General features: G+C 65.8%; 22 protein-coding genes. 10 read left to right on the top strand and 12 right to left on the bottom strand.

Annotated elements, in window-relative coordinates:
* Positions 1-192: 192 nt before the first annotated feature.
* On the top strand, positions 193-624 hold the full coding sequence (locus RPS27_RS11395) for a hypothetical protein (RefSeq protein WP_194404798.1): 432 nt from the start codon (positions 193-195) through the stop codon (positions 622-624).
* A 60-nt stretch (positions 625-684) separates the two neighbouring features.
* Here the strand turns inward: RPS27_RS11395 and RPS27_RS11390 are convergent, their stop codons facing one another.
* Both RPS27_RS11390 and pyrE read right to left on the bottom strand, forming a co-directional pair.
* Positions 685-1,464 (bottom strand): DUF2865 domain-containing protein, encoded by a 780-nt coding sequence (locus tag RPS27_RS11390; protein ID WP_212065111.1) that lies wholly within the window; start codon positions 1,462-1,464, stop codon positions 685-687.
* A 217-nt stretch (positions 1,465-1,681) separates the two neighbouring features.
* Positions 1,682-2,245, bottom strand: coding sequence for an orotate phosphoribosyltransferase (gene pyrE / locus RPS27_RS11385; protein ID WP_018320808.1), 564 nt, complete (start codon positions 2,243-2,245; stop codon positions 1,682-1,684).
* A 185-nt stretch (positions 2,246-2,430) separates the two neighbouring features.
* Here pyrE and RPS27_RS11380 point away from each other — a divergent pair, with 185 nt between their 5' ends.
* Positions 2,431-3,057 carry a glutathione S-transferase family protein gene (locus tag RPS27_RS11380; RefSeq protein ID WP_212065112.1) on the top strand — a complete coding sequence of 209 codons (627 nt, stop codon included), beginning with the start codon at positions 2,431-2,433 and terminating at the stop codon, positions 3,055-3,057.
* A 46-nt stretch (positions 3,058-3,103) separates the two neighbouring features.
* On the opposite strand, the gene RPS27_RS11375 is transcribed toward RPS27_RS11380, so the two are convergent.
* The 3 genes from RPS27_RS11375 to RPS27_RS11365 all read right to left on the bottom strand — a co-directional run bounded on the left by RPS27_RS11375 (position 3,104) and on the right by RPS27_RS11365 (position 8,240).
* Positions 3,104-3,739: a LysE family translocator gene (locus RPS27_RS11375; RefSeq protein WP_211415592.1), complete on the bottom strand. Its 636-nt coding sequence runs from the start codon at positions 3,737-3,739 to the stop codon at positions 3,104-3,106.
* Between the two features lie 222 nt (positions 3,740-3,961).
* The gene (gene polA / locus RPS27_RS11370; RefSeq protein ID WP_211415596.1) at positions 3,962-7,042 is read right to left on the bottom strand and encodes a DNA polymerase I; all 3,081 of its coding nucleotides are present in this window, start codon (positions 7,040-7,042) and stop codon (positions 3,962-3,964) included.
* A 130-nt stretch (positions 7,043-7,172) separates the two neighbouring features.
* Positions 7,173-8,240, bottom strand: coding sequence for an acyltransferase family protein (locus tag RPS27_RS11365; protein ID WP_212065113.1), 1,068 nt, complete (start codon positions 8,238-8,240; stop codon positions 7,173-7,175).
* Positions 8,241-8,442: 202 nt separating this feature from the next.
* Between RPS27_RS11365 and RPS27_RS11360 the strand changes: the two genes are divergently transcribed.
* The 6 genes from RPS27_RS11360 (at position 8,443) to RPS27_RS11335 (ending at position 15,344) form a co-directional block, all read left to right on the top strand.
* Positions 8,443-9,759, top strand: a complete 1,317-nt coding sequence (locus RPS27_RS11360; protein WP_211415598.1) for a UDP-glucose/GDP-mannose dehydrogenase family protein — start codon at positions 8,443-8,445, stop codon at positions 9,757-9,759.
* Positions 9,760-9,877: 118 nt separating this feature from the next.
* Positions 9,878-12,352, top strand: coding sequence for an ATP-dependent helicase HrpB (hrpB, locus tag RPS27_RS11355; RefSeq protein WP_313754007.1), 2,475 nt, complete (start codon positions 9,878-9,880; stop codon positions 12,350-12,352).
* Between the two features lie 127 nt (positions 12,353-12,479).
* Complete coding sequence (locus RPS27_RS11350; protein WP_211415600.1) at positions 12,480-12,992, top strand: TIGR02281 family clan AA aspartic protease; 513 nt, start codon at positions 12,480-12,482, stop codon at positions 12,990-12,992.
* Positions 12,993-13,050: 58 nt separating this feature from the next.
* Complete coding sequence (locus RPS27_RS11345) at positions 13,051-13,347, top strand: nucleotidyltransferase family protein (protein ID WP_212065115.1); 297 nt, start codon at positions 13,051-13,053, stop codon at positions 13,345-13,347.
* Complete coding sequence (locus RPS27_RS11340) at positions 13,328-13,684, top strand: HepT-like ribonuclease domain-containing protein (RefSeq protein ID WP_313754006.1); 357 nt, start codon at positions 13,328-13,330, stop codon at positions 13,682-13,684. Before RPS27_RS11345 ends, RPS27_RS11340 begins: the two co-directional genes overlap by 20 nt.
* Positions 13,685-13,844: 160 nt before the next feature.
* Entirely contained in the window at positions 13,845-15,344 is a 1,500-nt protein-coding gene (locus RPS27_RS11335) for a phosphomannomutase/phosphoglucomutase (RefSeq protein WP_212065116.1), read from the top strand.
* 10 nt (positions 15,345-15,354) lie between these two features.
* Here RPS27_RS11335 and RPS27_RS11330 read toward each other — a convergent pair whose 3' ends face one another.
* The 3 genes from RPS27_RS11330 to RPS27_RS11320 form a co-directional block, all read right to left on the bottom strand.
* On the bottom strand, positions 15,355-16,194 hold the full coding sequence (locus RPS27_RS11330) for a sterol desaturase family protein (RefSeq protein WP_212065117.1): 840 nt from the start codon (positions 16,192-16,194) through the stop codon (positions 15,355-15,357).
* A 9-nt stretch (positions 16,195-16,203) separates the two neighbouring features.
* A complete protein-coding gene (locus RPS27_RS11325) occupies positions 16,204-16,515 on the bottom strand; it encodes a cysteine rich repeat-containing protein (protein WP_249131378.1) in 312 nt (103 codons plus the stop codon).
* Positions 16,516-16,588: 73 nt separating this feature from the next.
* A complete protein-coding gene (locus RPS27_RS11320; RefSeq protein WP_194404783.1) occupies positions 16,589-16,810 on the bottom strand; it encodes a hypothetical protein in 222 nt (73 codons plus the stop codon).
* 181 nt (positions 16,811-16,991) lie between these two features.
* Between RPS27_RS11320 and RPS27_RS11315 the strand changes: the two genes are divergently transcribed.
* Together RPS27_RS11315 and RPS27_RS11310 are read left to right on the top strand one after the other, a co-directional pair.
* Complete coding sequence (locus tag RPS27_RS11315) at positions 16,992-17,714, top strand: response regulator (RefSeq protein WP_211415603.1); 723 nt, start codon at positions 16,992-16,994, stop codon at positions 17,712-17,714.
* Positions 17,714-19,063, top strand: a complete 1,350-nt coding sequence (locus RPS27_RS11310; protein ID WP_212065118.1) for a cell wall metabolism sensor histidine kinase WalK — start codon at positions 17,714-17,716, stop codon at positions 19,061-19,063. Before RPS27_RS11315 ends, RPS27_RS11310 begins: the two co-directional genes overlap by 1 nt.
* Before the next feature lie 3 nt (positions 19,064-19,066).
* On the opposite strand, the gene RPS27_RS11305 is transcribed toward RPS27_RS11310, so the two are convergent.
* From RPS27_RS11305 to RPS27_RS11290, 4 genes are all read right to left on the bottom strand, one after another.
* The gene (locus RPS27_RS11305) at positions 19,067-19,576 is read right to left on the bottom strand and encodes an Lrp/AsnC family transcriptional regulator (RefSeq protein ID WP_025032510.1); all 510 of its coding nucleotides are present in this window, start codon (positions 19,574-19,576) and stop codon (positions 19,067-19,069) included.
* 103 nt (positions 19,577-19,679) lie between these two features.
* The gene (locus RPS27_RS11300) at positions 19,680-20,597 is read right to left on the bottom strand and encodes a sugar kinase (protein ID WP_212065119.1); all 918 of its coding nucleotides are present in this window, start codon (positions 20,595-20,597) and stop codon (positions 19,680-19,682) included.
* Positions 20,598-20,603: 6 nt separating this feature from the next.
* On the bottom strand, positions 20,604-21,542 hold the full coding sequence (gene nudC, locus RPS27_RS11295; protein WP_211415606.1) for an NAD(+) diphosphatase: 939 nt from the start codon (positions 21,540-21,542) through the stop codon (positions 20,604-20,606).
* A 9-nt stretch (positions 21,543-21,551) separates the two neighbouring features.
* Entirely contained in the window at positions 21,552-21,971 is a 420-nt protein-coding gene (locus tag RPS27_RS11290; RefSeq protein ID WP_092220890.1) for an HIT domain-containing protein, read from the bottom strand.
* Between the last annotated feature and the right edge of the window lie 86 nt (positions 21,972-22,057).

Below are 22,057 nucleotides of genomic sequence, written 5' to 3'. Positions count from 1 at the left end.
GAACAAGATTGTAACCGGCAAGGGGCCGCTGCGAGGCGGCCCCTTTCGATTCCGGCGCCCAGGCAGGCCAGCGGGGATCATGATCGATTCCAGAACAAATTAAGAACACTTTAGCAAGTCTTTGATATATCATTGTGATTCGGCGCATTGCCGACACTATATCTAGCGTCTGTCAGACTTTGCGAGGACTAGATGTCCACCATCGCCTTCGATCAATTTGCCCTCACCCGGATCGCCGATTTCGCGCGCTCGCTGTCGCGGCTGCATCAGGCAGCGCGGCGCCAGCGCATCGACGACGACCAGTTCGACCGCGAGTTCAACGCGGTGTGCCAGTCGATCTGGGGCTACACCATCGACGACGTCAGCGACGATCTGTTTTCGACCGAGGATCATCTGTTTCTCGACACGCTGGACGAAGCGCAGGCGCGCATCTTCGCGGCCGAGCAGGGCTACGACCTTGTCGGCGACCAGGGCATGCTGACCGATTGGTGGGGTTTCTGCTGGATGATCCTGGCCGAGAAGCGCGGCCTCCTGACGCCGGACAACCGCGCCGCCGCGCGCGCAGCGATCGAGGAGAAATATCTGGCCGCGCCGAACGTGATCGGGGTGATCATCGGGAGGTGATCGCCGTGCCCCGGACAAAGCGCATCGCTTTGCGCTGCGCCGCCGTCCGGGACACGAGAGCTACTCCAACCCCGCCCGCTTCGCCGGCTTCTGCGCCGTCGTCTTCGGCACTGTCACGCTGGGCAGCGGCTCGCGCACGATCTCCGCGGCGGGCGTATCCGCCGACACCGTTTCCGCGCGCACTGGCGCCACTTTCATTTCGCCGAGCCGCGCGCGGACCTGGGCGGTGAGGCCGGGATAGGAGGCGACCGGGGTGAAATCCGCAGCCTGGTCGTTGCCGACGCGGATGCCGGTATAGGCGACGAGCCCGTCGGTGGTGGCAATCACGTCACCGGCTTTCAGCGAGGAATCCAGCGCGAGATCGACCGGGGCAAGGCCGACCGGCTCGCGGCCGTTGCAGGTGCAATCGGCGCGCAGCGCCTTGCGATAGGCGAAGGCGTTCTCGCTGTCGGCGTAGCGCTCCCCGGTCTGCGAGGCGGCACCGTCGATCGAGGAGCCGAAATAGACCTTGGTCGCGCTGGCGGGACAGAACGCCTGGCACATCTGCGCCGGCGAGGCGAGGCCGCGCATCAGCGGAAAATATTTGCCGTCGCAGCTGCGCACGCAGAAGGCGGGGCCCGAGCCGCCCGCCGCCGCCGCGCGGGTCGGTGGCACATATTGCGGGTTTGCGGCGTTCTGTTGCCCGGTGAAGGGATCGGCGTAGGAGCTCGCCTGCTGCGGCACCTCGCGCTGCGGACGCTGCTGCTGCATGCCGCCGAAAAAGAAGTCGAACAGGCCTTCGGCCGAGACCGGGGCGGGAGCCGCGAGCAGCGGTGCTGCGAGGGTGGCGGCCACAAGCATCGCGCGACGCCGCCCGCGCGCATGGGACAGGACTGTACGCAACGCTCACTCCACCCGACGCTACTGAACCGGCTGGGACCTCAGGGATCTCAGCACATGATTCACCATAAGGCGGGATGGTAAATGAGCGGTTGAGGGGGGAGTGGTTCGGAACAGGGCGAGGTTTCGTCATGCCCGGGGCAAGCCCGGGCACGACGGCGGAGAAAGCTCTGCCGCCTTACGCCTTCAAGAACTCTGAGGCCTTGTACAGCGAGCGGAACGGCAGGCCGGCCGCGCCGAACGTGTCGGTGGCGCCTTCCTCGCGATCGACCATGGTCAGCACCAGCACCACTTCGGCGCCGGTCTCGCGTACGGATTCCACGGCCTTCATTGCCGAGCCGCCGGTCGTGGTGACGTCCTCGACGATCACGACGCGTTTGCCTGCGAGCGTCTCGCCCTTGGGCAGGCCCTCGATCGCGAGCTTGGCGCCGTGCTCCTTCGGCTTCTTGCGCACGAAGAACGCCGCGATCGGATGGCCCTTGATCCAGGAGATCTGCGCCAGCGCGCCGGCCAGCGGCACCGCGCCCATCTCGAGGCCGCCGATGAAATCGAGATTGTCGTCTTTCAGCGCCTCGTAGGTCAGCTCGGCGAGCAGGGTCGCTCCCTCCGGGTCGAGCATGGTCGGCTTGAGGTTGAAGTAGAAATCGCTCTTGCGGCCCGACGCGAGCGTCACCTCGCCGCGGCCGAAGGAGCGCCGGCGGATGATTTCGAACAGGCGGGCGCGGGAGGCAGATTTCGACACGGCGGTCCCTCGAACAGCTTTTTGGAGGAGGCGGAATTTATCCGCGACGGCTGCGACATTCCAGAGGGGGCGTCCCTCGTCAACAGGGATCGGCCATCCAGGCCTGCCGGTTGTGGGGCTGCGACCTTCTGGAGTAGTTGAGAGCCCGGATCGGGCACGACACCTGCCTGGGGAAGGAAACGGGAATGACCATCGAGCTGCACACCTGGAACACGCCGAACGGCCGCAAGATCTCGGTCGCGCTGGAGGAGATGGGCCTGCCCTACAGGGTGATCCCGGTGAACATCACCAAGGGCGAGCAGATGGCGCCCGAGTTCCTCAAGCTGTCCCCGAACAACAAGATTCCCGCGATCGTCGACCCCGAGGGCCCGGACGGCAAGCCTGTCAGCATCTTCGAGTCCGGCGCGATCTTGCTCTATCTCGGTGAAAAGACCGGCAAATTCCTGCCGAAATCGCTCCCCGGCCGCGTCCCCGTCTACGAATGGCTGATGTGGCAGATGGGCGGCTTCGGCCCGATGCCCGGGCAGGTGCATCATTTCATCGCACTCGAGAACGAGCAGGACCGCGCTTACGGCCTGAAGCGCTACATGGCGGAGACGCGCCGGCTCTACGGCGTGCTCGACCGACGCCTGGCGGACCACGACTTCGTCGCCGGCGACCTCTCGATTGCCGATTTTGCCATCCTGGGCTGGGCCTGGCGTCACCCTCGCCACAAGGTTGACCTGGCCGACTTCCCCAACGTCAAGCGCTGGTATGAGGCCCTGATGGCCCGTCCGGCCGTGAAGCGGGGGATGGACGCGAAGCTGGATTGAGGTTTCTCCTGCCTCGCCCCGCTTGCGGGGGGAGGCAACAACCGCCTCACACCTTTTTCGCTTCCACCGCCATCCGCAGCGCGAGCCCGGCCAGCACCGTGCCCATCAGCCAGCGCTGCACCAGCATCCAGCTCGGCCGGCTCGCCAGGAACAACGCGATCGATCCGGCGGCCAGCGCGATCATCGCGTTGACACTGACGCTGATCGCGATCTGGATCGCGCCCAGCACCACCGACTGCGTCAGCACGCTGCCGGCGGCGGGATCGATGAATTGCGGCAGCAGCGCCAGATAGAGCATCGCGATCTTCGGGTTGAGCAGGTTGGTGACGAAGCCCATCGCGAACAATTTGCGCGGGCTGTCGATGGCGAGCTTCCGGACCTGGAACGGCGAGCGGCCGCCCGGCTTCACCGCCTGCCAGGCGAGCCAGAGCAGATAACCCGCGCCGGCAAAGCGCAACGCGTCATAGGCAAAGGGAATGGCGAGCAGCAGCGCGGTGATGCCGAACGCCGCGCACAACATGTAGAACACGAAGCCGAGCGCCACGCCGCCGAGCGAGACGATGCCCGCCGCGGGCCCTTGCGTGATCGAGCGCGAGATCAAATAGATCATGTTCGGTCCGGGCGTGAGCACGAGACCGAGGCAGACGAGGGCGAAGCCGAGCAGGGCGGAGGTGTGGGGCATGGGGCGAACCGGTGCGGGAGATGCCGCGGTTCTAATATGCAAGGTGCGGCGGAGCCATCGCGCAATTGCTCGGAGGACAATTGTGGGCGTGTCCCGGACGCGGCGCAGCGTGAAACGGGGCGCCGCAGAGCCGGGACCCAGCGGCGCGACGTGGGCCCTGGATCAGCAGCGCATCACGCCGCGAAAGGCGGCGCGCTGCGCAGCATCCGGGGAAAGCCGCCCCTAATGCGCCTCGTCCCAGTTGTTCGCCGCGCGCGCATCCACATGCAGCGGCACCGACAGCAGCACGGCCGGGAACGGCGCGTCCTGCATCACGTGCTGCACGACGGGCAGCGTCGCCTCGACCTCGGCGTCCGGCACCTCGAAGATCAGTTCGTCGTGCACCTGCAGCAGCATCTGCGCCGACAGCTTCTTGGCGGCGAGCGCGTCCTCGACCCGCGTCATGGCGCGGCGGATGATGTCGGCGGCGGTGCCTTGCAGGCGCGCGTTGATCGCGGCGCGCTCGTTGAAGGCACGCACCGAGGCGTTGGACGCCTTGATGTCCGGATAGTGGCATTTGCGGCCGAACAGCGTGGTGACATAGCCGTGGCTGCGGCAGAAGTCCCGCGTCTCGTCCATGTAGGCGCGGATGCCGGGGAAGCGCTCGAAATACTTCTTGATGTAGGCGGAGGCTTCCTCGCGCGCGATGCCGAGCTGGTTGGCGAGGCCGAAGGCCGAGATGCCGTAGATGATGCCGAAATTGATCGCCTTGGCGCGGCGGCGGATCTCGCTCGGCATGCCCTTGATCGGCACGCCGAACATTTCGGACGCCGTCATCGCGTGGATGTCGAGCCCATCGCGAAAGGCCTGCTTCAGCACGGGAATGTCGGCGATCTCCGCGAGCAACCGCAGCTCGATCTGCGAATAGTCGGCAGAGACCAGCTTGTGCCCGGGTGTGGCGATGAAGGCGCGGCGGATTTTCCGGCCGTCCTCGGTACGCACGGGGATGTTCTGCAGGTTCGGCTCGTTCGACGACAGCCGGCCCGTCGTGGTCGCGGCCAGCGCGTAGGTCGTGTGCACGCGATGGGTCTGCGGGTTGACATAGGTTGGCAGCGCGTCGGTGTAGGTCGATTTCAGTTTCGAGACCTGGCGCCACTCCAGGATCTTCTTCGGGAAGTCGTGGCCCTGCTCGGCGAGCTCGTCCAGCACTTGCGCGGTGGTCGACCATGCGCCGGTCTTGGTCTTGGTGCCGCCTGACAGTCCCATCTTGCCGAACAGGATGTCGCCGATCTGCTTGGGGCTGCCGACATTGACCGGCTCGCCCGCGATCTCCTGGATCTCGGCCTCGACCCGCGCTGCGGTCTGGGCGAAATCGCCTGACAGACGCGACAGCACCTGGCGGTCGATCGAGATGCCGCGCCGCTCCATGCGCGCAAGCACCGCGACCAGCGGCCGCTCCAGGGTCTCGTAGACCGCGGTCATGTGCTCGGCGACGAGGCGCGGCTTCAGCACGCGCCAGAGCCGCAAGGCGACGTCGGCGCCCTCGGCCGACAGCGCCGCGGCCTTGTCGATCGGCACCTGGTCGAAGGTGATCTTGCCCTTGCCGCTGCCGAGCAGCTCGTTTTCCTTCAGCATGGCGTGGCCGAACCAGCGCTCGGACAGCGAGTCCAGTTCCTGCGAGCCCCGGCCGGCATCGAGCACGTAAGAGATCAGCTTGGCGTCGTCGGTGTTGCGCAAAATGATGCCGTGCTGCGCCAGCATCACAGCGGCGAATTTGACGTCGAAGCCGATCTTGAGAATGCCTGCCGATTCCAACACCGGCCGCAGCGCTTGAACCGCTTCTTCGTGCTTGACCTGGTCGGGCGCGAGACCGGCGTCGAACAGGCCGGCACCGCCGCCGGACTGCTTGTGCGCCAGCGGTACGTAGCAGGCATCGTTCGGCGCCAGCGCCAGCGCGATGCCGCAGAGATCGGCCTGCATCGGATCGATGGAGTTGGCCTTGATCTCGATCGCGACATGGCCGGCTTCATGAATGCGCGCGATGAAGGCGCTGAGCTCCTTCGGCGACTTGATCGTCTGATATTTGCTGCGGTCGACCGGCAGCTTGCGCATGGCCTCTTCACGCGCGGCAGCCAGCGAGACCGGCGCGCCCTTCAGGCTCGCCGATTTGTCGCCCTTGTCGCCGCCCGTCGGGCCCGCCGCAGGGGCCGAGAAGAGATCGCCGGAATCCCCTGATGGCTTTGCTTTCGCCGCGCCATCGCCGCCCCGGGCGCTGCTGCTGTTGCTCGCATCGGCGTCGACATTGGCGGGATCGATCTGCGAATAGTCGGCGACGCGGCGCGTCAGCGTGGTGAACTCCATCGCCTTGAGGAAGGCGATCAGCTTGCGCGCGTCGGGCTCGTGGACGGCGAGGTCGTCGAGCGGCACGTCCAGCTTCACCTTGTCGTCGAGCAGCACGAGCTTGCGCGAGATCCGCGCCTTCTCGGCGTTCTCGAGCAGCGCCTCGCGCCGCTTGGGCTGCTTGATCTCGCCGGCACGGAACAGCAATTGGTCGAGGTCGCCATATTCGGTGATCAGTTGCGCCGCGGTCTTGATGCCGATGCCGGGCACGCCGGGCACGTTGTCGGTGGAATCGCCGGCCAGGGCCTGCACCTCGACGACCTTGTTCGGCGGCACGCCGAACTTCTCGATCACCTCGGGGATGCCGATGCGGCGGTCCTTCATGGTGTCGTACATCGTGACGCAATCGGTCACGAGCTGCATCAAATCCTTGTCGGAGGACACGATGGTCGCGCTGGCGCCGCGCTCGCAGGCCTCGCGCACATAGGTCGCGATGAGGTCGTCGGCCTCGAAGCCGCCTTGCTCCAGGCAGGGCAGGTCGAAGGCGCGCACCGCTTCGCGGATCAGCGCGAATTGCGGGATCAGATCGTCGGGCGCCGGCGGCCGGTGTGCCTTGTATTCGGGGTAGATCGCGTTGCGGAAAGTGACCTCGGACTTGTCGAAAACGATGGCGAGGTGCGTCGGCCGGTTGTCGGCGGGCATGTCACGCAGCAGCTTCCACAGCATGTTGCAGAAGCCGAGCACGGCGTTGACCTGCAGCCCGTCGGACTTGCGGTTCAGCGGCGGCAGCGCGTGGTAGGCGCGGAAGATGTAGGAGGAACCGTCGACCAGGAACACGTGGTCGCCCTTGCCGGCGGCCTTCGCCGCAACCGGTTTGGCAGCAGCTGGCGCAGTGGCCGCCTTGGCAGCAGGCTTATCGGCGGCTTTCGGCGTGGCTGACTTGGTGTCAGCCTTGGCGGGGGTCTTCGGGGAGGTTTTTGGCATGGCCGCAATGTATGAATTTTTGCGGGCTTTGACAGCCTTGAGTGGGGGATTTTTGGGCGGATTCACACCTCTCGTCGTCCCCGCCTCCTGCGCAATTGCGCACTAGGCAGGGACGACGGCGAGAGTGTGGCTACTCCGCCGCCTGCAACCGCACGCCGGCCTTCTTCGGCGCGATCCAGAACGCGTCCGGCCGCTCGAACAGGAAGTGCGCGTTGAGGCGCAGCGCGATCTGCCAGATCGCGAGCGCGCCGAGCACGCCGGCGACGGTGACGATCAGCGACACCGTGCCGATGTCGGGGATGATTCCGCTGCGCAGCAGCAGCGTTCGTGTTGTCGCCATCGGCAGGAAGAAGGCGAGATAGATCACGATCGAATGCTCGCCGCAGAAGCGCAAGGCGTTCATCCAATTTGCCCGCGCGAGCAACGTGCCCATCGTAATGATCGCGCAGGCGCCGGCAAAGCCGAGCAACAGCGAGACGATCGCCCATTCGCTGGCGCCCCACGCGACGAGGCCGGCATTCACCAGCGCCCAGGTCGCGAGCGCCGCGAGCGCAAGCGCTGGATGCTTCCGTGCGCGATCCGACAGCGCGAACACGTAAGGCGCGAACAGATAGCCCGAATAGAAATAGACGAAGCGCGCGGAAAATTCGTCGATTGTGGTCCAGCCGGTCGTGATGCGGGCCGTCTCCAGCGCGGCGGCAATGAGCCAGATCGCGAGGGGCGGCATCTTGCGTGTCAGTTTTGTGACGACGAAGAAGATCGGCAGCAGATAGATGAACCACAGCGTGCCGAACGGCTCGATGAAGGATTCCAGATACAACAGGCCGGCGTGGTGCCAGCTCGTCTCGGCGGCGAAAGCGGGCGCCTTGAATCCGAATTGGATTGTCACCCAGACGACATAGAAATAGGCGAAATGCACCACTTTGCGGTCGAGATAGGTGCGCCAGTCGCGGTCGATCACCAGCGCCAGGAACAGGCCCGAGATCAGGAAGAAATCCGGCATCCGGAATGGCTTTGCGAAGGCCACGGCGACATGCATGAAACCGGTCTCGCCGGCGGCGAGCTCGACCCCCAGCACCGAATGCATCATCACGACCATGATGATGCAGATGCCCTTGGCGTAGTCGACCCAGTCGACACGTGCGGCAGCCGTGGCCTCAACGCCTCCGCCGCCTGCGATTGTGCCTGTTGGTGCCATGGTGTCTCTTTTCGAGGCGTGTTCCGCCCCGTCCTGTTCGGGGGTGGGTCAGTGTGGGGCCGCTACGGTTTCCCACTTCTTTACCGATTCACTTCCCGTGCCGGTTTTTTCGCTGCGGACTGTTCCTTCCCCGCGAGAAAATGCTAAACCGCCCCGCGCCGGGGTTTCATTTTCGTTAACCAATCTAAAAACAGGGATTTTCATGCGTATCGCGATGATCGGCACGGGCTATGTGGGACTGGTGTCCGGAGCTTGCTTTGCCGATTTCGGTCACGACGTCACCTGCGTCGACAAGGACGAGAAGAAGATCGCGGCGCTCCATCGCGGCGAGATCCCGATCTATGAGCCCGGCCTCGACGAGCTGGTTGCGACCAACGTGAAAGCCAAGCGGCTCGACTTCACCACCGACCTGAAGAAGCCGGTCGCAGAAGCCGATGCCGTCTTCATCGCGGTCGGCACGCCGTCGCGCCGCGGCGACGGCCATGCGGACCTGTCCTACGTATACGCCGCCGCGAAAGAGATCGCGCAGTCGCTTTCCGGCTTCACTGTCGTGGTGACGAAGTCGACCGTGCCTGTCGGCACCGGCGACGAGGTCGAGCGCATCATCCGCGAGGCCAATCCCAACGCCGACGTCGTGGTCGCCTCCAATCCAGAGTTCCTGCGCGAGGGCGCGGCGATCCGCGACTTCAAGTTTCCCGATCGCGTCGTGGTCGGCACCTCCGACGAGCGCGGCCGCAAGGTGATGGGCGATATCTACCGCCCGCTGTCGCTGAACCAGGCGCCGCTGATGTTCACCGCGCGCCGCACCGCCGAGATGATCAAATACGCCGCCAACGCGTTCCTGGCGACCAAGATCACCTTCATCAACGAGATCGCAGACCTGTCCGAAAAGGCCGGCGCCAACGTGCAGGAGGTCGCGCGCGGCATTGGCCTCGACAACCGCATCGGCACCAAGTTTCTGCATGCCGGTCCCGGCTTCGGCGGCTCGTGCTTCCCGAAGGACACCAAGGCGCTGATCAAGATCGCGCAGGACTACGACGTGTCCCTGCGCATCGTCGAATCCGTGCTGGCCGTGAACGAGAACCGCAAGCGCGCGATGGCGCGCAAGGTGAGCCAGGCGCTCGGCGGCAATCTGCGCGGCAAGACGGTTGCCGTGCTCGGCCTCACCTTCAAGCCCGACACCGACGACATGCGCGATGCGCCGTCGATCCCGCTGGTCACAGGCCTCATCGACATGGGCGCGACGGTCAAGGCGTACGATCCCGTCGGCATGGAGCAGGCCAAGGGCGAGCTGCCTGACATCACCTATTGCGAGGACGCCTATTCCTGCGCGCAAGGCGCCGACGCGCTCGTCATCGTCACCGAATGGGTGCAGTTCCGTGCGCTCGATCTCGACCGGCTGAAGAGCGTCATGGCGCAGCCCGTCGTCGTCGATCTGCGCAACATCTACCGCCCCGAAGAGATGGAAGCCGCCGGTTTCACCTACGACAGCGTCGGCCGTCCGCCGGTACAGGGCTGATGATTCTCGATCGCGGATGATTCCGTCATGGCCGGGCTTGCCCCGGCCATCCGCGTCTGTTTCTAGTCCAGGACGTGGATGCCCGGCACAAGGCCGGGCATGACGACCGGATAGATATTTGCCCCGCAATTTCGACACGCCCCTCCCGATCGATGCCGTGCTCGACGATTTGTCGCGCACGCTGGAGGCGCATAATGCCGCCGTGCTGGTGGCGCCGCCCGGCGCCGGCAAGACCACGCGCGTGCCGCTCGCCCTGCTCGATGCCCCCTGGGCTAAGGGCAAGAAAATCATCGTGCTGGAGCCGCGCCGTATCGCGGCGCGTGCCAGCGCCGACCGCATGGCCAAATCGCTGGGCGAGCGCGCTGGTGAGACCGTCGGCTACCGTGTCCGCTTCGGCTCCAAGATCTCGCGCGCGACGCGCATCGAGGTGGTGACCGAGGGCATCTTCACCCGCCAGATCCTCGACGATCCCGAACTGTCAGGCATTGCCGCCGTCCTGTTCGACGAATTTCACGAGCGCTCGCTCGATGCCGATTTGGGCCTCGCGCTGGCCCGTGATGCGCAGACCGGCCTGCGCGAGGATCTGCGCATCCTCGTGATGTCGGCGACGCTCGACGGCGCGCGCGTCGCAAAGCTGCTCGGCGAGGCACCCGTCGTCGAAAGCGAGGGCCGCGCCTTCCCGGTCGACACCCGCTATCTCGGCCGCAAGGCGGATGCACCGATCGAGCGGCAGATGGCCGATGCGATTGCATCCGCGCTGCGCGCCGACAGCGGCTCCGTGCTGGCCTTCCTGCCGGGCGCCGCTGAAATCCGCCGCACCCAGAATTTTCTCGGCGAGCGCGTACAGGATGCATCGATCGAGATCGTGCCGCTGTTCGGCGCGCTCGATGCCGCCGTGCAGGACCGCGCCATCGCGCCGGCACCCAAGGGCACGCGAAAAGTGGTGCTGGCGACCTCGATCGCGGAGACCTCGCTGACGATCGAAGGCGTGCGCATCGTGGTCGATTCCGGGCTGGCCCGCGTGCCGCGCTACGAGCCCGACATCGGCCTGACGCGGCTCGAGACCGTGCGTGCCTCCCGTGCGGCGGTGGACCAGCGCCGCGGCCGCGCCGGCCGCACCGAGCCCGGTGTCTGCTACCGGCTCTGGGACGAGCCGCAGACCGCGTCGCTCGCGCCCTACACCCAGCCGGAAATTTTGAGCGCCGACCTGTCCTCGCTGGTGCTCGATCTCGCGCAATGGGGCGTCGCCGATCCCGCCGCGCTGTCGTTCCTCGATCCGCCGCCGGCCCCGGCCTGGAAGGAAGCCAAGAGCCTGCTCTCCGAGCTCAACGCGCTCGATGGCGACGGCCGCATCACCGCGGAGGGAAAAAGCCTGCGCGCGCTGGCGCTGCCGCCGCGGCTGGCGCGCATGATCGTGGATTCGCATCGCGCCGGCGAGGGCGAAGCCGCCGCGGAGATCGCCGCCATCATCACCGAGCGCGGGCTTGGCGGCGACAGCGTCGACCTCGAGCATCGGCGCGACCAGTTCCGCCGCGATCGCTCACAGCGCGCATCAAGCGCGCGCGACCTGGCGCGGCGCTGGGCCTCGCAAGTGGCGGCGTCGGAGAAAGCGGGGCCGCAGGAGGATCTTTCGACCGGCCTGATGCTCGCTTATGCGTTCCCGGACCGCGTCGCACGCAATCGCGGCAATGGCAGCTTCGTGCTCGCCAATGGCCGTGGCGCGGCCGTCGAGCAGACCTCCTCGCTCGCCCGCGCGCCCTATATCGCGATCGGCGAAATGACGGGCACGGCGGCCAGCGGCCGCATCCTGCTCGCCGCGCAAATCACGGAGGGCGAGATCGAGCGGCATTTCGCCGAGCACATCGAGAGCGCCGACGAGATTTCCTTCGATCGCGGCGCGATGGCGTTGCGCGCGCGGCGCAAGCGCGTGTTGCATGCGATCACGCTGTCGGAAGCCACGCTCGCGGTCTCGCCATCGGAGGACACCGCGCGCATCCTCGCCGATGGATTGATCGCCGCTGGTCTCGACCGGCTGCCCTGGTCGAAGGCCGCCAAGCAATGGCGCGACCGCGTGATGTTCTTGCGCAAGGCCGAGGGCGACAACTGGCCCGATCTGTCGGACGAAGGGCTGATCGCGCGGCGTGACGACTGGCTGGTGCCCGCGCTCTACGACAAGATCGCGCTGAAGGACATTTCCCCCGGCGATCTCTCCGACGCGCTGATGGCGCTCTTGCCCTGGGAGATGCGCACGCGGCTCGAACGCGAGGCGCCGACGCATTTCGAGGCGCCCACCGGAAGCGTGCTCGCGATCGACTACGAGGCGGAGCAGGGGCCAACGATCGCGGTGCGGCTGCAGGAATTGTTCGGCCTCAACACCCACCCCTCGATCGCGGCCGGCAAGGTGCCGCTGGTGCTGGAACTGCTGTCGCCGGCCCAGCGCCCGGTGCAGGTGACGCGTGATCTCCCGGGGTTCTGGCGTGGCAGCTACAGTGCCGTGCGCTCCGACCTGCGCGGCCGCTACCCGCGCCATCCCTGGCCGGACGATCCGGCCAGCGCAGTGCCGACCCGCCGGGCGAAGCCGCGCGGGACGTGAGAAACACGCCGGCCCATTAACCCTCCGCTCATCCTTTTCGTCAAAATAGCAGCGCTCCGGTCGCGGCTCCGCTCGCGGACGGACGCCTCGCGTGGTGAAATCGGGCTTTCGGCTCGGAAGTGGTGTAATGCGTAACATTATGATCTTCGCGGCCGTCATGATCGGCCTCGGCACCTTCATGGCGCAGATGGCGGACAAGATGAGCTCGGCGTCCGCCACGTCAGCGCCGCGCACCACGATTGCCGTTGCGGCGACCGCGCCGGCCGGAGGCCGCAGCCTCGCCATTTCCCGCGACGGCCGCGGTCATTTCCAGACCGAGGGCCGGATCGAGGGGCAGCGCATCGGATTCATGGTCGACACCGGCGCCTCCGTGGTTGCGCTGAATGAGACCTCGGCGGCCCGCTTTGGTCTTCGTCCCTCGCGCAGCGAGTACAACGCCACCGTCTCCACGGCCAACGGCACCATCAAGGCCGCGCGCACCCGCATCGCCATGCTCGATGTCGGCGGCCTCATCGTGCGCGACGTCGATGCCATGGTGCTGCCCGACGCGGCGCTGTCGGAGAACCTGCTCGGCCTCTCCTTTCTGTCCCGCCTGAAGCGCTTCGAGTATGCCAACGGCCAGATGGTGCTGGAGCAATAGATTGGCTCTGGGCCGGGGAGGCCTCCCTTAAGGCCAGTTTGGGTGCTATATTCCGCCCATGGACAGGCCCGACCCGATTGCCATCCTGCGACAGTCCGAGCACGCCCTTCGCGAGCGGGGCGTTTTGCATGCCGCGTTGTTCGGTTCGGTCGCGAGGGGTGACAATCATCCCGGCAGCGATATCGACATCATGGTCGAGATCGATCCAGACGCGCGGATCACTGTCTTCGACTACGTCGAGCTCAAGGAATACATCTCCAATCTGTTTGATGGCCCGGTTGACGTCGTCAATCGCGACGGTCTGAAATCATACGTTGCTCCTGCCGCGACGGCCGATGCTGTCTATGCCTTCTAATCGCATCGACGGGACCCTGCGGGACATCTTGCATCACATCGATTTGGCAGCCGAGTTCGCCGGCACGGCAGATCGCCAGGCATTCGCGGCGGACCTGCGGGCGGTCTATGCTGTAACGCGCTGTCTGGAGATCATTTCAGAAGCCTCTCGCCGTCTGCCGGAGAAGCTGAAAGAAAGGCACCCAGCGATCGCATGGAGACAGATGGCGGCGGCAGGCAATGTCTATCGCCACAACTATGAAGATCTTGCAGCACATCTTGTGTGGGAGACTGTTCAGCAGGCTCTGCCAGCTCTTAAGGCAGTCGTCGAAGAGGAGATAGCACGGCTGCAGAGTTAGCCCATTCCGGTCATACATTTGGTGTCGCCTTCGCGGTAACGTTTCTTCGTTACCAAACTGCCGCAATTATCGGCCATAAGCCTGCATTCCCGCCTTCCGCCGCGGCCCGGCATTCGCTAAGGCTGCCTCAATTCCTGCCCCCATTCACGAGACCGTCTCAATGTTCCCGAAGCCGAAATCCGTATTGTTGCCCAACACCTACGCCTTCGAATCCGAACCGATGGTGAAGCCGACGGGCTTTCGTGAATACGACGCGCGCTGGTTGTTCCAGAAGGAAATCAACCTGATGGGTGTGCAGGCGCTCGGCATGGGGCTCGGCGCGCTGATCGCCGAACTCGGCGTCAAACAGGAGATCGTCACCGGCCACGATTTCCGCGGCTATTCGGCCTCGATCAAATACGCGATGATCTCCGGCCTGATGGCCGCGGGCTGCAAGGTGCACGACATCGGGCTCGCGGTGACGCCGATGGCCTATTTCGCGCAGTTCGATCTCGATGTGCCCGCCGTTGCCATGGTCACGGCCTCGCACAACGACAACGGCTGGACCGGCGTGAAGATGGGCGCCAACCGTCCACTGACCTTCGGCCCCGACGAGATGACGCGGCTGAAGGAAATCGTGCTCAATGCCGAATTCAAGAACAAGGCGGGCGGCTCCTACCAATTCCACGAGAATTATCCGGCGCGCTACATCGCCGATCTCACCTCCCGTCCGAAGCTGAAGCGCAAGCTCAAGGTCGTCGCGGCCTGCGGCAACGGCACAGCGGGCGCGTTCGCGCCGCAGGTGCTGGAGGCGATCGGCTGCGAGGTGATCCCGCTCGACACCGAGCTCGATCACACCTTCCCGAAATACAACCCGAATCCGGAAGACATGGAGATGCTGCACGCGATCCGCGACGCGGTGCTGCATCACAAGGCCGATGTCGGCCTCGGCTTCGACGGTGACGGTGACCGCTGCGGCGTCGTCGACAACACCGGCGAGGAGATCTTCGCCGACAAGGTCGGCGTGATGCTGGCGCGCGACATGTCGGCGATCCACAAGGACGCGCATTTCATCGTCGACGTGAAGTCGACCGGCCTGTTCGTCACCGACCCCGTGCTGCAGAAGCAGGGCGCCAAGACCGACTATTGGAAGACCGGCCATTCCTACATGAAGCGCCGCACCAACGAGACCGGCGCGCTCGCGGGCTTCGAGAAGTCCGGCCATTTCTTCTTCAACAAGCCCTATGGCCGCGGCTATGACGACGGCCTCGTGTCGGCGATCGCGATCTGCGACATGCTCGACCGCGCCCCCGGCAAGTCGATGGCGGATCTGAAGGATGCGCTGCCAAAGACCTGGTCGTCGCCGACCATGTCGCCGCATTGCGCCGACGAGACCAAATACGGCGTCATCGACCAGGTGGTGAAGCACTTCGAAGGCCTCCAGGCCAAGAATGCCAAGATCGGCGGACAGTCGATCCGCGATCTCGTCACCGTCAACGGCGTACGCGTCACGGTCGAGGATGGCAGCTGGGGCCTGGTCCGCGCCTCCTCCAACAAGCCCGAGCTCGTCGTGGTGGTCGAGAGCCCGGTCTCCGAACAGCGCATGCACGACATGTTCGAGATGGTGAACAGCGTGCTGCGCACCCATCCCGAAGTCGGCGAGTACAATCAGACGATCTGATCGTTCGCGCTCAGCCTCCCGGCGGCCCGAACAGGGCGCGCAGCTTCGCGCTTGCGCCGCGCGCTTTCCAGGCGTCGCCCAGCATTGCGATCCATTCGCCCAGCGCGATCCGGATCGGGTTGAAGGACGGGGTGCCGCCGACCAGGCCGAAACGGAGCGGTTGATCCGTGGGACGCTCGGCAAAGGTGCCGAACAGGCGGTCGAACACGATCAGGATGCCGCCGTAGTTCCTGTCGAGACACGGCTCGTTGCAGGCATGATGTACGCGATGATGGCTCGGCGTGTTGAGCACCCATTCGAGCACGCCGAGCTTCGGCGCGAAGCCGCTGTGGATGAAGAACTGATAGAGCAGGTTGATCCCGAGCATCGCCACGATCGCGAGCGGGTGAAAGCCGATCAGCGCCAGCGGCAGGAAGAACAGGAAATTGCCCGAGATGTTGCCGGTCCAGCCGAGCCGGATCGCCGCCGTCAGGTTCAGTCGCGTCGTCGAGTGATGCACCGCATGGGTCGCCCACATCCAGCGAATCCGATGCGAGGCGCGGTGCTGCCAATAGTACAGAAACTCGCTGCCCATGAATAATCCTGCGAGCGCAAGCGGAGCGGTCTGCTCGAAGTCGAACAGCCGGTGTTCGTACAGGAAAGCGAACGGCACGGTGAGAATACCGGCCTCGATCGCACGGAGCAGGTTCTGTCCCAGCGCGACGCCGAACGAGGCGACGCTCTCGCGCCAGTCGTGGGTGTCGTGGTGTGCGAGCCGGCCGATGCCATATTCGAGCAGCATCAGGCCGATCGCGGTTGCCAGGATCGCGCGCCGAATCGTCGGATCGAGCAGGAGAGAAGCATAGGCCACGACGTCCTCCTATTTCGGGGCGACGCCGGCGCTGACGGCGCCGTCCCGCAGCGCTTGCGCGCGAGGCAGCGCCTGTGCGCAGGACGAGGTGAGCTGGCCGGCATGGGATTGCAGACAGGCCAGGATGCGTCCGCCACCCGGCGCGACGTTGCTGCAAAGGCCCTCATAATCGGTACGGCAGGCCTGCATGACGGTACGCGCTTCGTTGCGCATCTGCGGCGTGATCTGCGTTTGCAGCTGGCTCTGGGCCCATACGGAGGTCGAGGCGCCGAGGACGACGATGGCCGCAGCTTGCGGCAGGGCACGGACGATTGATGTCATGGTGCTGATCCTTTCTGGTCTGTTTCGATGGACCGTCGCCGCCCCGGGGTAGATGCGGCGACGGTCCGCCCGCTCAGCGCGAGACCGTGCCGGTGCGGGTGTAGGTGTTCCCGGCAGGACCGGTGCGTGTGGCGCTACGCGTGCAGCTGCCATTGGCGCAGCTGCCGCTCACGGTGACGCTCGAGGTGCCGCGCGGCCCGCTCGCCGTCGCCGACCGCGTCCAGGCATTGGCATCGGCTGCCGCGGCAACCGAGAGGGTGCCGATGACGAGTGAGGTCAGGAAGAATTTGGTCATGGTCGTCGTCTCCTTGTGGGGGCTGCCGTAAGCGGAGCCATGGGAAGAGACTGGTCGGGCCGCGTCTGCGGCGCATTGCCGGCACGAAACGATTGTTATGGCTTTGTCGGCCTCGTGTAACACTATGTAACAAGAGGGCCCGCGCCCTTGCTTGATGCCGGCCGTTGCCCACAATGCGGTCATGAACACGCAAGCAGCCACGATTCTCATGGTGGAGGACGACCCGGAGATCAGCCGCCTCGTCGCCGACTTCATGCGGCGCGAGGGGTTCGAGATCGCCTGCGTCGCCGACGGCAAGGCGATGGACTCGATGCTCCAGCGCCTGCGGCCCGACCTCGTCATCCTCGATCTGATGCTGCCGGGCGAGGACGGGCTTTCGATCTGTCGTCGCTTGCGGGCGGACGATTCGCTTCCGATCCTGATGCTCACCGCCAAGAGCGACGAGATCGATCGTGTCGTCGGTCTCGAAATGGGCGCCGATGATTATCTGACGAAACCGTTCGGGCCGCGCGAGCTGCTGGCGCGCGTCCGTGCCATCCTCCGTCGTGCCGGCGGGGCACCGATAAAGCCTCTGCTTCGGCGCTTTGCGTTCGACCGCTTCGTCATCGATCTTGATTCGCGCAGCGTCGAGACCGTCGAGGACCCGATCGCGGCGCTGCAATTGACCAGTGCGGAGTTCGATCTGCTCGGCTGCTTCGTGCAGCGCCCGCGCCGCGTGCTGACCCGCGACCAGATACTCGACTGGACGCGTGGACGTTCGGCCGAACCGTTCGACCGCACCGTGGACATGCTGATCTCGCGGCTGCGCAAGAAGCTCGACGGCGCCAGTCCCGGCTCCAACCTGATCACAACGGTGCGCAATGGCGGCTATCTCTTCACCGCGAACGTGAAGCAGGTGTCGTGATGCTGCGCGTGACGCTCGCCGCCCGGCTGGCTCTGATCGGACTGGTCGGATTCACGGTGGTGGTCACCGTCGTCCTGGCGATCTTCTATCGAACCACGGTGCACGAAAACGAGCTGACGCGGCCTTCACCGGCGCGGCTCGATGCGCTGGCAACGCTGCTCGAGCGCATGTCCGGCGACGCGCGGCAGGCCGTTCTCGATGCGGTGTCGTCGCCGCAATTCATGGCGCGGATCGTGCCGTCGGGCGCGCCGGTTGCCGGCGAGACGCCGCCGCAGCAGGCACAGTTGCGCGAGACCTATGCGGCCGGCCTTGCGGGCCGCGCGGTGGAGATCGTATCTCCGCCCGATCATCGCGCCAGCCGTCTGTTTCCCCGTCTCGCACGGCTGATGGCCAATGCCGTCGAATTCCGCATCGGACTGCGCGGCGGCGATCTTCTCATCATCGATGCCTATACCCGCCTGCCGGTGACCCCGTTCGGCCTGCCCGTCGGCTTTGGCGCCGGCCTGTTCGGCTCGATCGTGGCGCTGCTGGCGCTGATCGTCATGCAGCGCGAGACGCGACCGCTGGCGCAGCTCGCCGCGGCGGTCGATCGGGTCGATCTGTCGGCCGATCCTCCGACGCTGCCGGACGCCCGCCGCAGCGCGCCGGAAATCCGCGCCGTCATCGCCGCGTTCAACCGCCTGCAAGGCCGCCTCGCCGAGATGTTGCGTGCACGCATGACGCTGGTCGGGGGCATCGCCCATGACGTCAGGACGTTCGCGACCCGGCTGCGGCTACGGGTCGAGCACATCGCCGACGATGCCGAGCGACAACGGGCGGTCGCCGACATCGACGACATGATCCGGCTGCTGGACGATGCGCTGCTGTCGACGCGGGCCGGCGCCGGCGGTCTGTCACAGGAAATGGTCGAGCTCGCTGCGCTGATCGGCGTCGAGGTGCACGACCGGCGCGTTCAGGGCAAACCGGTCGACCTGGTGACGGACGAGCGCGCCCGGAATGCCGTCGTGCTCGGCGACCGGCTGGCGCTGCGGCGGATCTTCGCCAACATCATCGACAATGCGCTCGCCTATGGCCACGCTGCGCATGTGCGAGCCGCGACGGAGGACGGTGCCTTCCTCGTGTCGATCGACGATGAAGGGCCCGGCATTCCCGCCGATCAACGCCAGACCGTGCTGGAGCCGTTCCATCGGCTGGAGAAGTCGCGCAATCGCGCGACCGGGGGCGCGGGCCTCGGCCTCGCGGTGGTGCGCAGCCTGGTCGAGGCCCATGGCGGAACGATCGAGATCGCCGCGACCCCGGGCGGAGGCACCCGCGTCAACGTCGCGCTGCCGGTATTTCGGCCGGCGTGAGACTCAGGCCGCCACCACCGCCGGGATCGGCAGCGCCGTCACCGACTTGATCTTCTCCATCGCGAAGCGCGAGGTGACGTTCTTCAGCGGCACGGCGCTGATCAGCTTCTTGTAGAACACGTCATAGGCCTGCATGTCCGCGACCACGACGCGCAGCATGTAATCGACGTCGCCGGCCATGCGATAGAACTCCATCACCTCGGGCATGGCGCTGACGGCTTCGGCGAACCTTTTCAGCCAGGCGTCGGAATGGTCGGAGCTCTCGACCGACACGAACACGGAGATGCCGAGCCCGATCTTGTTCTGGTCAACCAGGGCAACGCGCTTGATGATCACGCCGTCGGCCTCCAGCCGCTGGATACGCTTCCAGCAGGGGGTCGAGGACAGGCCGACGCGGTCGCCGATCTCGGCGACGGACAGCGAGGCATCCTCCTGGAGTACCATCAGGATTTTGCGGTCGATGGCATCGAGGCGGCGGCTGGTCTCGGGGATCTGGACGGCGACATCAGTCATTTGAAGAACGTTGTTCCATTTCAGGGGCTGATTTCCCTGATATAGAGAAAATCTTTCCACAGCAAGCCCATAATCTCGGCGCGATAGTGGAATCGCTCCAGGGTCAGCTGCGCAAAAGCTCTTCAACTTCAACACGTTGTGGGGCGGCCTGGCCACCGCCATGGCGGGTGCATTTCAGCGCTGCGGCGGCCGCGGCGAATCGCAGCGCCTCCCGGACCTCCGCGCCCTCGGCGAGGCGAAGCGCGAAGGCGCCATGGAAGACGTCGCCCGCGCCGAGCGTATCGACCGCCTCGACCGGGAAGGCCGGGGTCTCCTCCAGTTCGCCTGTCTCGTTCAGCCAGATCGTTCCGCGCGGGCCGCGGGTTGAGGCGAGGAAGGCCGGCGTCAGCTGCGCGAGGCGCCTCAAGGCCTCGCCGTCATCAGTGATACCGGCCGTCTCCTGCACCTGTTCGCTGGCGAACAGCAGGTGCGAGGCGGAGATCAGCAGGCCGTCCTGCAACGACATCGCGCGGTCGACGCCGACGATGACGGGAATGCCGCGCCGGCGTGCTTCGGTGCAGAGGGAGATCGCGAACTCCGCACAGCGGCTCTCGACCAGGACAGCCCGGCAGTCCTCGAGCAGCGTGTCGTCATCGGGCAGCTTGACCGTCCACAGCGCGGGATCGCGATAAATCGTCAGCGTCCGCTCACCTGTCGCGTCGATGATGATCGCAGATACGGGCGTGCTCACATCGGGCATGCGCACGATATGGCTGGTCTCGATGCCTTCGGCGGTCATGCGATCGAGGATAAAGCCGCTCGACATCTCGCGCGCATCGCCCATCGGTCCGGTGAACGCGGCGCGGCCGCCAAGTCGCGCGATCGCGATGGCGGCATTGAGCGCATTGCCGCCGCAGATCTCGGCGAGATGCGTGGCGTTGGCCTTGCTGCCGCGCGCGGGAACGGCCTCGACCCGAAAGGTGAGGTCGCGCACGGGAATGCCGATGCAAAGGATGCGCGGCGCGGCCTTCGGTAGCGCCATCGGCGGTCAGCTCTTGTCGTGGACCCAACGGCCGAGCAGGTGGTGGGCGATGGCGAAGGGATGCGGGCCGGCGAGCCCGTCCGGATGCGTCCGCGTGAGCATCAGGGCGGCCTCCTCGCGCGTGAACCAGCGCGCGTCCTCCAGCTCCATGCGGTCCACGACGATGTCCTCGCTCACGGCCCGTGCGCTGCAGCCGATCATCAGCGACGACGGATAGGGCCAGGGCTGCGTCATGTAATACTGCACGTCGGTGCAGCGAATGCCGGATTCCTCCAGGATCTCGCGGCGCACCGCGTCCTCGATGGTCTCGGCGGCCTCGACGAAGCCGGCGAGGCAGGAATACATGCCGGGGGGAAACTGCTTCTGGCGGCCGAGCAGGCACTTGTCGCCGGAGGCAACGTGCATGATCACGACCGGATCGGTGCGCGGAAAATGCTCGGCCTTGCACGCCGGACAGTCGCGCTTCCAGCCGCCTTCCTTCATCGCGCTGCGCGCGCCGCAATTGGCGCAATAGCCGTGGCGCTGGTGCCAGCTCACCATCGATTTCGCCATCGCGATCGCCGAGAGCTCCTCGGGCGGGATCGCGCCCTGCATCGCCATGCCGCGCAGCTCGGTCACGGTGTAGTCCTCGGGCCCCACCAGCTTCTCGGCGGCGGCCTGCGCCAGGCCCATGCCGAACACCGCGGCGCCGTCACGCAGGCCGAGAAAGATGGTGCCGGGATTGGCGCCGCACTTCAGGGCCTCGTCGATCGAGAGCAGCGCGCGAATCCTGTCGCCCTCGCGCTTGACCAGCAGCGAGTCGCGATAAACGACATAGGCGCGCGAAGTCGGCTTCTGCTCCATCGCGAACAGCTTCTCGTCGTCGCGGCGGAGATGCGCGGCGCGATCGAGGATGTTGGTGACGAAGGCGGGCTGTCCCAGCGGAAAGGCGTCGAATGCTGACATTATATTCTTTCAACCCAACCAGATCTTGCGGCGAAGCGCGCTGATGAAATTCTGAACTTCTGCCGCGTCGTGCGCCAAGGGCGGCATCACGCCCCAGACCGGCCGCGGCCAGGCGGCATCGCTGGTGCGGCGCGCGATGATGTGAACGTGAAGCTGCGGCACGAGGTTGCCGAGCGCGGCGACATTGAGCTTGTCGCATTTGGTGATCTCCTTCAGGGCGCGCGAGACGCGGGAGATCTCGGTCATCAACTGCGCCTGCTGCACCTCGTCGAGATCGATGATCTCGACCGCATCGGGGCGCCGCGGCACCAGCAGCAACCAGGGATAATGCGCGTCCTTGATGACGAGCACCTTCGACAGCGGCAAATCGCCGATGTCGATGGTGTCCTCTTTCAGGCGGGAGTGCAGCGACCAGGCGGGATCAGACATAGGTGTTTCCGAATGCCCGATGGGATCGGGCTTGTTGGGCACGAGCATACGATAGGCAGTTGGCAAGGGGAAGGTTGGCGGCTCCG

Origin of the sequence: Bradyrhizobium sp. WYCCWR 12699 (assembly GCF_032144035.1) — a bacterium.
In the GTDB taxonomy this organism is placed as follows: domain Bacteria; phylum Pseudomonadota; class Alphaproteobacteria; order Rhizobiales; family Xanthobacteraceae; genus Bradyrhizobium.
Note: the sequence above shows the minus strand (reverse complement) of the source record. Positions and strands in the feature narration are given on the sequence as shown.

Coding starts and splice junctions, on each gene's coding strand:
- RPS27_RS11310 (WP_212065118.1), top strand. CDS start 17,714: ATGCTGCGCGTGACGCTCGCCGCCCGGCTGGCTCTGATCGGACTGGTC.
- RPS27_RS11325 (WP_249131378.1), bottom strand. CDS start 16,515: ATGACATCAATCGTCCGTGCCCTGCCGCAAGCTGCGGCCATCGTCGTC.
- RPS27_RS11315 (WP_211415603.1), top strand. CDS start 16,992: ATGAACACGCAAGCAGCCACGATTCTCATGGTGGAGGACGACCCGGAG.
- RPS27_RS11360 (WP_211415598.1), top strand. CDS start 8,443: ATGCGTATCGCGATGATCGGCACGGGCTATGTGGGACTGGTGTCCGGA.
- nudC (WP_211415606.1), bottom strand. CDS start 21,542: ATGTCAGCATTCGACGCCTTTCCGCTGGGACAGCCCGCCTTCGTCACC.
- RPS27_RS11350 (WP_211415600.1), top strand. CDS start 12,480: ATGCGTAACATTATGATCTTCGCGGCCGTCATGATCGGCCTCGGCACC.
- RPS27_RS11380 (WP_212065112.1), top strand. CDS start 2,431: ATGACCATCGAGCTGCACACCTGGAACACGCCGAACGGCCGCAAGATC.
- RPS27_RS11290 (WP_092220890.1), bottom strand. CDS start 21,971: ATGTCTGATCCCGCCTGGTCGCTGCACTCCCGCCTGAAAGAGGACACC.
- RPS27_RS11375 (WP_211415592.1), bottom strand. CDS start 3,739: ATGCCCCACACCTCCGCCCTGCTCGGCTTCGCCCTCGTCTGCCTCGGT.
- RPS27_RS11365 (WP_212065113.1), bottom strand. CDS start 8,240: ATGGCACCAACAGGCACAATCGCAGGCGGCGGAGGCGTTGAGGCCACG.
- RPS27_RS11305 (WP_025032510.1), bottom strand. CDS start 19,576: ATGACTGATGTCGCCGTCCAGATCCCCGAGACCAGCCGCCGCCTCGAT.
- RPS27_RS11320 (WP_194404783.1), bottom strand. CDS start 16,810: ATGACCAAATTCTTCCTGACCTCACTCGTCATCGGCACCCTCTCGGTT.
- polA (WP_211415596.1), bottom strand. CDS start 7,042: ATGCCAAAAACCTCCCCGAAGACCCCCGCCAAGGCTGACACCAAGTCA.
- RPS27_RS11300 (WP_212065119.1), bottom strand. CDS start 20,597: ATGGCGCTACCGAAGGCCGCGCCGCGCATCCTTTGCATCGGCATTCCC.
- RPS27_RS11335 (WP_212065116.1), top strand. CDS start 13,845: ATGTTCCCGAAGCCGAAATCCGTATTGTTGCCCAACACCTACGCCTTC.
- RPS27_RS11390 (WP_212065111.1), bottom strand. CDS start 1,464: ATGCTTGTGGCCGCCACCCTCGCAGCACCGCTGCTCGCGGCTCCCGCC.
- RPS27_RS11345 (WP_212065115.1), top strand. CDS start 13,051: ATGGACAGGCCCGACCCGATTGCCATCCTGCGACAGTCCGAGCACGCC.
- RPS27_RS11395 (WP_194404798.1), top strand. CDS start 193: ATGTCCACCATCGCCTTCGATCAATTTGCCCTCACCCGGATCGCCGAT.
- RPS27_RS11340 (WP_313754006.1), top strand. CDS start 13,328: ATGCTGTCTATGCCTTCTAATCGCATCGACGGGACCCTGCGGGACATC.